Source organism: Porphyromonas macacae DSM 20710 = JCM 13914 (genome assembly GCF_000379945.1).
Taxonomy (GTDB): Bacteria; Bacteroidota; Bacteroidia; order Bacteroidales; family Porphyromonadaceae; genus Porphyromonas; species Porphyromonas macacae.
Map to the genome: position 1 here is coordinate 22,879 of NZ_KB904127.1, position 14,416 is coordinate 37,294.

At 40.3% G+C, this 14,416-nt stretch carries 11 protein-coding genes; 8 read left to right on the forward strand and 3 right to left on the reverse strand.

Annotation, left to right across the window (positions count from 1 at the left end):
- Positions 1–228: 228 nt before the first annotated feature.
- The 3 genes from A3GI_RS0104070 to pfkA are packed head-to-tail and all read right to left on the reverse strand — an operon-like array spanning position 229 to position 3,330.
- Positions 229–1,281 (reverse strand): YeiH family protein, encoded by a 1,053-nt coding sequence (locus tag A3GI_RS0104070; RefSeq protein WP_025079538.1) that lies wholly within the window; start codon positions 1,279–1,281, stop codon positions 229–231.
- Complete coding sequence (mutY, locus tag A3GI_RS0104075; RefSeq protein ID WP_018360206.1) at positions 1,278–2,375, reverse strand: A/G-specific adenine glycosylase; 1,098 nt, start codon at positions 2,373–2,375, stop codon at positions 1,278–1,280. Before mutY ends, A3GI_RS0104070 begins: the two co-directional genes overlap by 4 nt.
- On the reverse strand, positions 2,350–3,330 hold the full coding sequence (gene pfkA, locus A3GI_RS0104080) for a 6-phosphofructokinase (RefSeq protein WP_018360207.1): 981 nt from the start codon (positions 3,328–3,330) through the stop codon (positions 2,350–2,352). The genes mutY and pfkA overlap by 26 nt, the downstream gene beginning before the upstream one ends.
- A 71-nt stretch (positions 3,331–3,401) precedes the next feature.
- Here pfkA and A3GI_RS11155 point away from each other — a divergent pair, with 71 nt between their 5' ends.
- The 8 genes from A3GI_RS11155 to A3GI_RS0104125 all read left to right on the forward strand — a co-directional run bounded on the left by A3GI_RS11155 (position 3,402) and on the right by A3GI_RS0104125 (position 14,388).
- Positions 3,402–3,875, forward strand: a complete 474-nt coding sequence (locus tag A3GI_RS11155) for a hypothetical protein (RefSeq protein WP_018360208.1) — start codon at positions 3,402–3,404, stop codon at positions 3,873–3,875.
- Positions 3,876–5,032: 1,157 nt separating this feature from the next.
- On the forward strand, positions 5,033–5,617 hold the full coding sequence (locus A3GI_RS0104095) for a DUF3575 domain-containing protein (protein WP_018360210.1): 585 nt from the start codon (positions 5,033–5,035) through the stop codon (positions 5,615–5,617).
- 13 nt (positions 5,618–5,630) lie between these two features.
- The gene (locus A3GI_RS0104100; protein ID WP_018360211.1) at positions 5,631–7,106 is read left to right on the forward strand and encodes a DUF3868 domain-containing protein; all 1,476 of its coding nucleotides are present in this window, start codon (positions 5,631–5,633) and stop codon (positions 7,104–7,106) included.
- Between the two features lie 52 nt (positions 7,107–7,158).
- Entirely contained in the window at positions 7,159–8,298 is a 1,140-nt protein-coding gene (locus A3GI_RS0104105; RefSeq protein WP_018360212.1) for a fimbrial protein, read from the forward strand.
- A 99-nt stretch (positions 8,299–8,397) separates the two neighbouring features.
- Positions 8,398–9,330 (forward strand): FimB/Mfa2 family fimbrial subunit, encoded by a 933-nt coding sequence (locus A3GI_RS0104110; protein WP_238319986.1) that lies wholly within the window; start codon positions 8,398–8,400, stop codon positions 9,328–9,330.
- Positions 9,331–9,500: 170 nt separating this feature from the next.
- Positions 9,501–10,694 carry a fimbrial protein gene (locus A3GI_RS0104115; RefSeq protein ID WP_262497986.1) on the forward strand — a complete coding sequence of 398 codons (1,194 nt, stop codon included), beginning with the start codon at positions 9,501–9,503 and terminating at the stop codon, positions 10,692–10,694.
- 22 nt (positions 10,695–10,716) lie between these two features.
- Positions 10,717–12,708, forward strand: coding sequence for a fimbrial tip adhesin FimD (fimD, locus tag A3GI_RS0104120; protein ID WP_018360215.1), 1,992 nt, complete (start codon positions 10,717–10,719; stop codon positions 12,706–12,708).
- Between the two features lie 18 nt (positions 12,709–12,726).
- The gene (locus A3GI_RS0104125) at positions 12,727–14,388 is read left to right on the forward strand and encodes a hypothetical protein (protein ID WP_018360216.1); all 1,662 of its coding nucleotides are present in this window, start codon (positions 12,727–12,729) and stop codon (positions 14,386–14,388) included.
- The last annotated feature ends 28 nt before the right edge of the window (positions 14,389–14,416 follow it).

Below are 14,416 nucleotides of genomic sequence, written 5' to 3' on the forward strand. Positions count from 1 at the left end.
CGATGTAAAGCCACGTGCAACCGGCTCGCTCGTATGCCGGTTTTGCTTTGGGAAGAGGAGGCTACGGAACCTTCAGCCAAAGCAAGACGGAGGTGATAAAGATCACCTGAAGCAAACGTGCAGCAACTCACGACCCCGTCTAATCTTATTTTGATTCGATGAGACAGGCACACACCAATAGAGCTATCCGGTATTTATAATAAGCCGATTTTTATGAATAGAAAAAGGCTATGCAATGAACTTTACAACCCAATAACCTGCAAAAAGCAACCAGAAAAATAAAATCAATGCCAACAGGAATGGCTTGAACCCGGCTTCTTTGAATTTTGCGATGGAAGCATCGGTACCAAGAGCTACCATAGCCATGGTCAGACCGAAGTTATCGAACCACTCCACTACTTTCATTGTAGCATCGTAACCGTCTCTGAAGCCGTAGGCATCGGCTCCGATTTGCAATAAAGTATTAACACCGATCATCACCAAAAACCATACGGCAAACCAGGGAATCTGCACTTTGCGTTTCACGGAAAGAGACGCTTGCGACTGCAAAGGCTTCACGACAAAGCCGAGGATAACAAGATAAGGAGCCAACAGAATAACCCGTATCATCTTTGTAATGGTGGCAGTGGCAGCAATAAAAGGATCGCCCATGGCTGCCCCGGCACCTGCCACATGGGCTACTTCATGAAGGGTGCTGCCGGTATAAACGCCAACCTGCTTTACCGTCATCCCGTCCAATAGCCCCATACGGTAAAACATCGGGTAAAGGAACATGGACAAAGTGCCGAAAATTACCACAGTGCTTACCGCAATAACCGTTTTATTCGGCTTGCCTCCGAGCACCGGCTCTGTGCCCAACACGGCAGCAGCCCCGCAAATGGCGCTGCCCGTAGAGGTCAGAATGGAAGTATCCCTGTCCAGCTTCAGCAAACGGCCGATAAGCAAGCCTAACAATACTACACTGGTCACCATAACGATATCTACCAGCACGGCACTAAGTCCCACGGCTTCCACATCGGTCAACGTCAAACGAAACCCGTAGAAAACAATGGCTGTGCGCAAAATGGTTTTGGAGGAGAATTTTATCCCCGGCACCCAGGCTTCGGGCAGATTATGCCGTAGTGTATTGGCATAGATCATCCCGAAAATGATACCGATAATCAGCGGACTGATCCGAAGGGTGGTTTTGAAAATCGGAAAATCGGCAATATAAAATGCTGCAAAAGCAAACAGGGCCATAAAAAGAACTCCCTGCATCTTATTCACTCGTTCTGCATTCATAAAAAGTATAGATCAGATTCAAAAAATAAATTAATCGGTTTTGGAAACGGATATTGATCAAGCTCCTCTATCCTGATCTTTTTGAAGGCGGCTTCGGCATCGTCCGTATATTGATCGGCCGAGAGCTCCAGGGAATAAAAAAGGATGTGCAGCTGCTGATGCGTCAGAGCATGTTTTAAGCTGAATAAAGGACCCGTAAGCAGTGCATCATTTCCGGCGAAAGGCAGTAGCTCCCTCACTCGCCTGTAAAGCTCGTCCTCGGAAGCCGCCTGATCCGTTTCGACTAACGGCAGTTCATACAGCCCTTGCCAGACGTCTCCTCCGGGACGTTTATGAATAAGCGTACGATTCCCGTCCGGAGACAGTAAACGCACGAAGAAAAAAGTAAGATAACGGTGTTTTACCTCCGGTTTGGCACGTTTTACGGGAAGCTCTGCATGTATGCCCAATTTATACGCTGCACAACAGGATATCACAGGGCATTCGGTACAGCGGGGCATGCGCGGAGTACAAACCAATGCACCCAACTCCATGATAGCCTGGTTATGAAGACCCGGATTCTCTTTATCCAATAAAGCATTGGCTTCTTCCTGAAATATCTTTTTACCTTCCGTACTGTCGATAGGCAAATCGATAGCCCCCAAACGGCTCAATACACGATAGATGTTCCCGTCCACACAGGCATGAGGCAGATTATAGGCAAAAGAAAGGATGGCGGAGGCGGTATAAGCCCCTATGCCCGGAAGCGAACAGATCTGTTTATAATCCCGGGGCATGCAGCCATCGAACTGCTCCACGACCCTGCGTGCTGTTTTCAACAGGTTGCGCCCGCGCGAATAGTATCCTAATCCCTGCCACAGATGCAACACTTCCTCCTCATCGGCAGCAGCCAAAGTAAAGATATCGGGATAACGATCGAGAAAACGCAGATAATAAGACATCCCCTGATCCACACGCGTCTGCTGTAAAATGACTTCCGAAAGCCATATTGCATAAGGATCGTTGGTTTCACGCCACGGCAATTGCCTGCCGTTGAGCTTGAACCAGCGGGACAAAGATTTTTGAATTTCAGATGGAGAGCATATGCAAGGCATCCACCAATCCTGTATCTATAGGTTTATTTTTCTTGATTGCTTGAGAAAACGGCACCTGTACGATTGTATCGTTGTCAATGCCGATCATCACATTGCGCTGACCGTCTATCAGAGCAGCTACCGCAGCCACTCCCATACGGCTGGCCAAAATACGATCCTCGGCACTGGGTGTACCTCCACGCTGAATATGCCCCAAAATGGTTACCCGCACATTGAAAGACGGATACTCTTTCTTCACCCGCTCGGCCACCCCCATGGCTCCACCGGTTACTTCACTCTCGGCCACCAATACGATACTGCTGTTTTTGGTTTTTCGGAAACCGTTCTCTATATATTCCGCCAACTGGTCTTTCTCAAAAACATATTCGGGAATAATAGCAGCCTCGGCACCGCTGGCTATGGCGCCATTGAGTGCAAGAAAACCGGCCTCCCGCCCCATAACCTCCACGAAGAAAAGACGTTCGTGAGACGAGGCCGTATCGCGCAGTTTGTCCACGGCATCCGTAATCGTATTCAGAGCCGTACTGTAACCGATGGTGCTGTCCGTGCCACAAAGGTCATTATCGATCGTTCCCGGTATGCCTACGATAGGCACGTTATAATCTTCGGCAAAAGCCCGGGCACCGCGTAGCGATCCGTCTCCGCCGATAACCACCAGAGCATCGATCTGCTCCTTAACCATATTTTCATATGCCTTCCGGCGTCCTTCCGGTGTTCGGAATTCAGGGCAACGGGCAGTTTTAATAATTGTACCTCCACGTTGGATAATGTTACTTACATTCTCCGTATGAAAAAGTTTAATCTCCCCCTCTATCAGCCCACGATAGCCGTGATAGATAGCTTTGACAGATAAACCAGAATAGATTGCTGCACGCGTCACAGCACGAATGGCAGCATTCATCCCGGGCGAATCGCCTCCTGAAGTTATTACCCCCACACAATTTATCTTCGCCATATTTTTTATCTTTAATACGTTAATTACAAAGATAAGATATTATCAGTCTCGAATTTAATCAAAACGATACGATGGAAGATAAAACGATATTCGGGGAACATAACTTCAAAGCCACCCATTTGGATATGGGGCGGATATTGCCTTTTTTTCCCTGGAAAGAGCTTTTTGAGAAAAGGCACTTCGAACTTCCATATCCGGCCGTTATCCATACCGACGACGAAGCCGAAACATTATATCGCTCAGTGGTGGATATGCTGGTCGGCCTGATGACAGACAATACTGTAGACATCGACGTAGATTTAACTTTCGAGGGAAATCCTGAAGATACGGCAAGTGCCCGCGGAACTTTGATCATTAACGTAGATTTCAAAGAAAAACCGGACAGGGAATGTGAAAAGTCGAACATCACCCCGGAAGAACTTGCCAACTATCTGCGTCTGGCTGCACTGGACTGGGTCATGAATGAGGAAAACTACGGCAGCATTCTAAAAGCCGAGCCTAAGGCCGCCAATCGCTGGCTCATCACAACTGTTACCTCCCGTTAATCATCCTCGGGAAAATCGATCCCGTTGAAGTTGAAAGAGAAAATTTCATTCCAAGGTCATGAAGTCGTTAAAAAAACTGAGCAGAAAATAATCTCATCGCTTTTCGGAAAACCCATCAAACAAAAACCCAAAAGAATTTTTAAGAAGCATAAAAATTCTCTGCCTGATGGCTCAAAATCCTTTGCCTGAAGAATTTTCAACGAAGTTAACTTGGATTTTTTTTCTTTGCCTGATGGATTTTGAACCATCAGGCAGAAAATTTCATCAACAAGGTTTTCGTGACGTGTACTGTGACGTGTACTGAAAAAACTTTCCGTCAAAAAGAATATCGTCTCAAATCAATTTGTGAATCAACAAAAAGAAGTACTCCAAATATTCGGACAAAAATCTTCAGGCAGATATCCATGGTTTTCCATATTAAAAAATCTATGGGATAGTTAATATCTTCAAAAAGCAACCTTAGTCATTGCAAAAAAACAGGTTATTGATTAAAAACGGATTGGCCAAGATCAAACATAGATAATTTCAAAAAACGGCCAAATTCTAATACAATTATCCCACTAAATAAGTAGAAAATTCAAGGTATTGCGTATATGGCTCTTTAAGTCAAAACTTCTTTTGATTTTTGACTTTGCCGTAAAAAAACCTTATTTTAATATTAATGTTTCTTGCTTTTTATTTATTTATGTTATACTTTTGTTCTGCATTTGATTTGAAAATTTTTTAAAAACAACATAAAATCATGAGTCGTAATACAAGAAGCATATTTCAGAATGGCTGTACTTAACTGAAAATCAAAACTATATATAGTTGACAACTTTCGATCTTGATTCAGAATTCGGATGAAGTCTGATTTTGCAAACGACTTGTTCCCCTCAGAGTGTTGACTTATTTTTACTAATAAAAAATTTACAAAAATAGTGTCGATACTTTCTCTTCCGATTAACTGAAAAGTTAATCCATAGCAACTTTGTCTTAATTGTTTGTCAAGATTCAAAAAGTCCAGAAAGTCATTCCTGACTTTTACATAGTCAATTAGTCTTAATTCAGTGATTTGTTTTTAGGTATTCATCTTTAATAATAAAAACCAAAAAACAATCTTAAAAAGATAATCGTTTAATTCCAACTCTTAGAAAACAGAGTTAAAAGAAAATAATATGTACAAGGTTTTAAAGTTTTTGATCTTGGGATCGACACTCTTGGTCCTTACATCATCGCTGACCACTTATGCCCAGAATATTTCGTTGAAAACGAATGTGCTTTATATGGGTACCACAACACCCAATTTGGGCATGGAGTTTAAACTTAACGACAAGTGGACGGTAGATCTTTCCGGGGGATATAATCCTTTCTCTTTTCATGAGAACCGTAAGTTTAAACATTGGGTAGTAATGCCTGAATTGAGGTTTTGGACTTGCGAGTCGTTTTCCGGTCATTTTTTAGGTCTTCATTTAATCGGTGGTGAATACAACGTTAGCGATATTAATTTACCTGTTGGTCGATTTAAAGATCTCAAAGATTTTCGATATCAAGGTTGGGGCATCGGTGGCGGTTTGACTTATGGATATCATTGGGTCATAAACCGTAGACTTAATCTGGAAGCTTCCATAAGTGCCGGCTATGCTTATCTGGATTATGAAAAATTCAAATGCGCTAAATGTGGAGAAAAAATAGGCGAAGGAACCAATAATTATTTTGGCCTTACCAAAGCCACTGTATCACTAATTTATTTCATCAAGTAATAACTTTATCGACATGAAACCAACTCGTTATATATTGATTTTACTGTTTTTAACCGGCAGTGCTTCGGTATCTTTCGCACAAAAGAAAGAGACGACCGGTATGAAGCTGCAGGAACAGTATGTGGGACACAAAGTCGGTCAATCTGTTAATGTGAATATGCTGATCGATCTGACAGATATGCCGAAAATGGGAACAAATCTAAAGAGGGTGGCTACACCAATTATTCGTTCCAACAAGGGTACAGAAGAAATCGTACTTCCTCAGTTTGTTGTAGCAGGTCGCAAAAGGTATGATATTATTCAGCGTAAAATGCTCATAGAGAATAACTATAAAGCGGTACCCGGGCAAACTGAAAATACGGTTATCATTCCTCGTAAAAACGGAGAACTCCAACAATTTAATTATAGCACCTCAATCGCCTATAAGCCCTGGATGAAAGATGCTTCCTTAATACTGAGAGCAGAAGACAGCGGATGTGCAGAATGTCATCTCGGAGCAAGTGAAGAAGTTCTGACAAATAATTTTCTTTATCCTCTCTACCAACCTGAATATAAGTTCAGCATGATAGTACCAAAGGGAGAATTGGTTAAAAGGCGTGAAGAAACATTGATTGCAAACATATCTTATAAAGTCGGCAAGTATAATATTATCCCCGACTTTGAGAATAATCCTTCAGAATTAGCAAAGATCGATGCAAAACTTAATGAATTAAAAGGTAATGAGGATATCGTTTTCAATCGTCTTGGTATGGTCGGTTATGCCTCTCCCGAAGGAGGAGTGGACTATAACATAGAACTCTCAAAGAAAAGAGCCATTTCTTTTGCCGGTTATCTGGTCTCTAAATATCCTTTCTTAAAAGGACGCTTCGATAACAGCTGGAAAGGGCAAGACTGGGAAGGTTTGCAAGAGGCTGTATCCAATCTTTCTTTCGCAGCCAAAGACGATGTTCTCGAAGCTTTGAAAATACCAACCCCGGAAGGACGTACAAAAGCATTGAAGGCTTTGGATAATGGGCGGGTTTACTCCATGCTTTTGCAGGAAGTTTATCCTCCTCTTAGACGCAGCGAACTTGTATTCTCCATTGTGGTGAAAGGATTCTCTTTAGAAAAAGCCAAAGAAACCATTAAAACTCACCCATCCCGTCTTAGCCTGGCAGAAGTGTACGCCGTAGCACAGAGTCACCCCAAAGGCAGTAAAGAACAGTACGGAGCATGGGCTATTGCAGATGAAACATTTACCAAAGATGTGGAACCGGCTATCAATGCTGCAATTTTGGACCTTCAAGCCGGAAGATATCAAGATGCTGTAAATAGACTTCAAAGAAGAAGCAATGACTCCAGAATCTGGCCTATGCTTGGCTTGGCTTATGCTTATAATGAAGATTGGGCCAAAGCGGAAGAATTTTTACAAAAAGCCAAAGCAAATGGAAGTCAACAAGCCGCACATAATCTTGATGAACTACAGAAGTATCTTAAAGATAATTTTTAAAATCAGCAATCATAATAATTTACTAAAAGTTTAATAAAAACATTGTAACAAAATGAAAGTAACAAAATCTTTACTATTAGGATTAGCTGCTTTGTCTTTAGCAGCCTGCAACAAAGATGAAGAAACACAAGCTCTTCATAATGAGAAAAATGCCACTGTAAGCGTAGTTGTGAAATCTGAACCGAAGATGCGCTTGGGTTCTGATCTGGATGAGGCCAAAATTAACAAACTGGCTGTCATGATCTACAACGGTGAAGCACAAGAGGCGTATAAAGAAGAAAAGAATAAAGCAGAAGTAGAAAATATCGAATGTAGTGCCGGAACACGCAAATTAGTAATTGTCGCTAATTATGGAGAGAAAAACTTCAGGGGTAAAACATTACAAGAGCTTTTGAAAACAACAGAAGAATTGGCAAAAGCTACACAAGAAGGTAAAAATTTGATCATGACTTGTGAGCCTGTTTCCATCGACCTTAAAGAAGGTAAAAATGCTTATGGATGGAAAAACAAAGCCGGCTACAATATTTTAAGTGAGAATCCTCTTGTAATTAAAAGGGTGAATGCTCGCATGGAGTTTAAGACCATAAACGTGGAAATGGCCGATGGTTTTAAGACTGTTTACAATGTTAAGTTGAAAAGAGTTGCAGCCCTTATTGCAAAGAAGCAATCCAACATTTTTGGAGCATCTTTGGTTAATAATGATCTCAATTATTTGTTTGGTATTAAAACTCCTAAAGGAAGCTATACTCCGGAAAAATATACCGAAGAAACATCATTGGTTATAGAATGTGCGGATGATAATAAAAACAAAGAATTAAATGGAATGGGATTTTATGTTTTGGAAAACAATTCTCCACAGCATCCTACTATTCTTTGTGTTGAAGCCACCCTTGTCCAAGCTGATGGAAAAGATTTGACAGAAGATCAAAAGAAAGCAGCTAAAGAAGCTGGCTGGATTGATGACAACTGTAATACATACTATCCTGTGCTTGTTAACTGGGAACAGGATGGATACACTTACACAACGGGTAAAGGATTGAACAAGATTGAGCGTAATCATAAGTACATGGTTACTCTAAAAATTACAGGTCCCGGTACAAATAATCCTGAGGATCACAAAAAAGTGGCAAACCTCGATGTTAAGTGTGAAGTTGCAGAATGGATTGTTGTTAACCAAAACGTTGTTTGGTAAAGCTAACATACGATAGCCAATCTAAAAGGGAGAGCCTGTAGAGTTCTCTATGCAGACTCTCCCTTTTCTCTAAAACTTGTTCTATAAAATCATATGACAATGTATTGCACAAAGAAATATTCCCTCCTTCTATCATTATTGATGGTGTGTTTTACAATATTTTCATGCATTAAGGAGGATCTCTCTGACTGTTCCCATCCATTTAATGTAAGAATACGTGCATTAGATGCAGATCAACAAGACATAACCGCTTCCGGTGAGGTAAAACGCGCAATAGTTTTTGTCTTTGATGAGAAAGGGAAGCAGGTTGATCGCATCGAAATGGATGAAAATGATATCACTCATCGTAAACCTATTCGTGTAAATTACTCCGGTACCAAAACTCTGACTTTTGTCGCTTGGGCTAATTTCTCAGAGTACATGTACGAACAGTTCAAAGCAGCAGAAAAAACAGAAGATATTGTATTAAAGCTGCAATCGCAAAACGGCGTAGCAGAGATGGCTCCCAATCTATTTCAAGGTTCTCTAACCGCAGATATCATTTATGGAGGAGTAACAGATGACTCGGATAAGACTATTGATATACAACACAAAACCGCCCAAGTACGTATTGTGGTAAGAGGTTATCACGAATGGGTGAAAAATAAAGAGTCGGAAAAAAGGACAGCCATAGTTCCTTTTGATATAAAAGGTAATGGAATAGAAGTCGGCGAGACTTTCGATTCTTATTCTGCGACGGGAGAGCTTATGGGTAAAAAGGTCAAATATCACCCGGTGGGCAGAGAAGACAGATCCGGTAACCTTTTAACCGATGTCTTTTCTATTTATCCGACATCAGATAATATGCCTCTGGATATCTCATTTTTTGTCAAAGGAGAAAACAAACTCACAGTCAATAAAGACAATAAAGGGAAATTGTTAATTCCACAAGCCGGGCGTATGCTTAACGTTCTCATTGATTTGAAAGCAAACCTTGAAGTTTCGGTTGTGGTATCTCCATGGAATGAGGTTCACCAATTCGTATGGTATTAATCTCGAAATGTTATACTAAGATGAATAATATGTTTCTACGAAAAATAGTCCCATTCCTGCTTATACCGTTTTTTCTGATTATTTCGGGATGCGGTGCAGATGAAGCATTAGACAATAATGTGAAAGAGGTAAAAGAAGCAGATGTTGTCCTTAACCTGAGTGGAACCGTGATGCGGGCAGATCGCAAATTATTTAGCGGAGACACTCAAATCAAAAGCCTTAGGGTAATGGTCTTTAAGGGTATGGCTCTTGATGTGCAAAAATATTATGAAGAAGGTAACTTATCTGCTACTATATCTCTTCAAGCCCATGTTGGCCAAAACAGCAAAGTGGTAGTTATTGCGAACGAAACGGCTGATATGACTGCTGTTTTGAGCAAGACAATCTTTTTTGACGATTTCAAAAAAATACAATTGCCTGAAAGAAAAAACAATCAAGAATTAATTCCGGTAATGGTTGGTATTCAAGAAAATATCACCATTGCGGAAGGTCGAAAAAACAGTGTAGAGGTAAAACTTGTCCGTACCGTAGCCAAGATTACTCTGGAGATTAATCAAAAAACTGCAGAGAACGATGACATTAAAATACAGTCTATAGAGATTATTCGCAATGCCAAAAACTCAACACTTGCAGATCTGAAGAAATCTGTCGATAAGAATACTCTTTGGAATTGGTCTTTTGACAGTAAATCTGTTTCTCTTATTAATCACGGCAAGTCACAACAGATTATATCGGATAAAGATGCTCTTTATGTTTATGAAAATCTCTCAAATTCAGTTTCAGATACCATAGGACGTGCTCCGATACTTTTTGTAAAAGCATTGTATAATGGCATTTCAACAACATATAAAACCTATATCAATGCTGAGGGTGGCAATAATAAATATCAAATTCTTCGGAATCATCATTATCACCTCAAGGGAACAATTACTCAAATCGGCGAGTACAACGGTTTATTATTGACAACTTCTGTGCAGCCCTGGGATAAAGAAAATCTACAGCACGATTTCCTTAGACCGTATTTGGTGCATCTTGATCCGGCTGAACTTACAGACGGTCATTCGCATACGATTAAATATGGACAGCCTGTTACTTTCCATGTTCGGATAAAAGCTTCTGAAGGTACGATGTGGAAAGCTACACTTTCTGATGGGTTGAATTTCGGTTTTGACACTCATTCTTCTTACGTATCAGAGGGAAAAGCTGACGGGACGGACTATACGATAAGTGTTATGGCTAAAAGCGAGGGAGGTAATGAGCCTCGAAATGCTGAAATTTACTTCACGGTTAATGGTAAAGTTGTGATTCTGAATAAAAGTTCAGAGCAGAAAGCCATAATAAAAATTGTTCAACCGGCAGAATAACAGTTAATTGGAGGAAACGATTATGAAAAAGAACTTTTATACGACAATAATGCTGTTATCAATTTTCCTATCAGGATTATGCAGCGGTTGTTCATCAAAAGATAACGAACCGGGTTCAGAGCCTTTACTGAAAGACGGTGAACTTACATTCAGCATCAATATCAAAAGCCAAAATGTGGTAAGAGCTACAGAAAACGTCGATGAACAATATAATGAAAACAAGATAGAGAAACTCTGGCTTTTTGCGGCAGGGGCTGACGGTAACATCCTTGTGCACAATACTTGTGAGGTTTTGAATAGTTCTCAAGGCAAATATAAAGTGGCGATAACTGACGAACAGCAACAACAAATTCCCGGAAATATTGAAACTCAGATTTACCTTGTTGCCAACGAAGATTTTAAGCAAAATTCAATGCCCAAAACACTGGATGAACTGAAAAGTCTTGTTATTGAGAATACCAATCTAAACGAGCAGAGATTTCAGTCTTGTGTAATGATCGGAAACATATCTAAAAAAGTAGATATGAAAGACCCCAAAACTAAGAATCTTGGAAAGATAAGCCTTAAGCGGGTGATCTCTAAAATCAGAATTAATAATCCCCAAATAGCCATCGACGGTTATGAACTGATTGGTACTCCTGAGGCAAAGCTACTCAGTTATAGAGTAAAAGGTTACCTAAACAAAGCAGAGAATGTGCCAAACAGCATCAAAGAGCGGATGTCGAATTTTTCTCCACTGAATGAAACGAATCAAAGTGCTCATTTCTATTCGTTCTATTCCGAATGGACCGATGGAAGTAATGAACGCCCACAGTTATTACTCACTTTGACAATGAAGAAAAAAGGTGAAAAGGACAATACTGCTAAAAAATATTTCTATAAAATCCCCATTAAACCGAAAGAAAACAAATTGAAAGTAAATACACTTTACGACCTTTCTGTTTTGATAGAGATCCTCGGAGGTTTGGATGAAGACACTCCTGTCGATGTGGAAGGACGTGAACTTTCGGTTAAACCCTGGGATGAGAAAGAAGAAGATTTCGGGATCTCTTCTCCAAAATATTTGCTGGTAGAAGAGCAAAATGTTGTTATGAGTGTAGTCACCTCCTACGAAGTCGCTTATAAGTCTTCAAGCCCTGTAAAAGCAGAAATCACAAGCTGTACGTACAATTATGTTGACTCAGATACAGGCTTAGAAGTAAAAGAACCGGTTCCGACTCATAGCTCTCAATATCCTAAAGTATCGATAAGTTCCACCAAAATATCGTTTAATGCCGAATTACAAGAAAATAATGTACCGAAACATTTTACGATAAAGTTGACGAACAATGATAATTTAATGGAAGAAATCCATGTGGTGCAGTATCCCGAGCAGTATATTGCTTATACCTTCGGTGTTGAATCAAGCTGGCGGAAAGAATTACCCGATAATCTTAATAATAAATCAATGTATCATGTGGTAATTCTTATCCCTCCCAAAGATGGAAATATGATTTTAGGATTTCCTCCAACAGAACAAAAAACTTTCTATAAACGCATTTATCGTCGCAAGTATCGTGAATACGAACGTGTAGTAGAGTTAGTTACAAAAAATGATCGTGAAACTGCCAAAATGGTTTCTCCTTCTTTTGAACTGGCCTCACAACTTGGTGCAACGTTCCCTATTAGGTATGAAGATGTTAGAAATAATGGAGACAATATCTTATACGATATGTATAGAAATGGAAAGATTGAATTGACCAATGCCTTGGGGACTTGTGCGGGTTATACAGAAACGCGAATTATCAACGGACGGAAAGAAATACTTGATGACTGGCGTTTACCCACAGACGCAGAAATAGCACTTATAGATAGACTTCAAAATAATCATAAGAGTGCGGTTAAAACAATTATGACCGGGAAATTTTATTGGGCTGCAAATGGTGTGGCTCATCAAATGATAAGAGGGAGAGACGGTTCACCGGAAAGAGCTTATACCCGTTGTGTTCGGGATGTGAAGAATTATAATTTCTAACATTCAAACAGACTATTTATGAAACGATTTTTGTATATAATATTATTTCCGCTACTCTTTTGGAGTTGTACTCAGGGAAAAGAGGGCGAACTTGCGGGTGAAAGAGGGGATTTGATAACTTTTTCCGTTAAGATGCCCGATTATCAAATTCTGCGTTCCGGTGCCGAGGATGAATCGGCTATCAACTCTCTGGAGTTGTGGATTTTCAATGAACAAGGTTTGTTTACTCAGCGTTCTCACGCAAAAGTGCAATCATTGGGTGGAGGTAAGTATGCCTTTACAGCCAGAGTGAATAAGTCAAAAGCAAAACGTACTATTCATTTCGTAGCCAACTATTCGCTGCCTGAAGATAAAATCGCCGATTGGTTGGGGCGTGATGAGCGAGAGCTTATACCTGCCATAGAAAGAACAAAAGATGAGGTTTTTGTCATGTGGCAGCGTAAAGAGTATGAACTTGTTGAGGATAAACAGGATCTGGGCTCGGTAAGCCTTTTGCGTAATAAAGCTAAAATCCTATTGGTGGTTACTACCGGAGATTTGTTGGATGTTTCATACGCACTGTATAATAATACAAGAAAAGGAACGATAGCTCCATTTGACGGTGTAAGTTTTAATGAGCAACATGTAACACCGGTGATGAGTAATCCTCTTTACGATACTCAAGAGAGCGATTTCGTTCCTGCCGAAACACCTATTTTCGCCTATGAACAATCTAATCAGGGAGATGTCGATACACACCCTTATCTTTTAATCAAAGCCCGATTAAAAGATCAAGTTGATTTTCGTTATTTCAAACTTGATTTGGTCGACAGCAAAGAAAAATCTCAGCGATTCGATATCAAACGTAATCAGCTCCTGAAGATCATTATCAATGGGGTCAAGGGAGCTCCGGAAGTAGGTCGTAAAACTTTGGAAGAGGCTAAACGCGCCATCCCGGATAACAACTTTGCTCTTTCGGAAGAGATGCAACCGTACCCTTCTTTTTCTGATGGTAAAGGTTTGTTGAGAGTAGAGAAACCGAGTTTTGTTGTTGTAGATGGTGTTCGTTCTTTAACTTTTAAAGCTTCGTACTATCCCGATAAGGGAAAATTGAGTACCCAAAATAATCAGATCGAGGTTATTCGTAAACCGAATGATAAAATCATAACCGATGCCAGCGTTTCCTCAGATGGTATGGTAACATTGCAATTTGCAGCACTCCCCAAAGGAGTGATTTATAATTCAGAAGTAATTGTAAGAGTGAAAGGGCAAGGGGATTTGCAACGACGTGTAAAGATACAAATACGCGATAAGTATAATTTCGTTTCTATCCGGGCTAATCATACCGACGTCAGCAATAACAATCCTTGTTCTGTTTGGAAATCTCAAGGGTCTCCGATGACTATAAAGTTGAAGCTTCCAAAAGATTTTTCCAAGGCACTCCTCCCCCTTCGCATTCGTTTCTTTACGGAGCATTTTTATCCGAATGACGATCAAGGCTTAGCTTTAGGATTTGAAAACAGAAAAACCTATTGGGAGTATCTTATGACACAAATACCTGTGGATAACGAGATTACAGTTAATTTCAAATCAAATAAATCAAACTCGGCAGAGGATATAAAAATAGATACGAAGCCGGATGTATTTCAAGTGCGAAGTTTTCGTGTAATCAACACAGGACGAAGTAAAAAACCATTCTAATAAACAAGTATTGTAAAAGCTCTAAGAG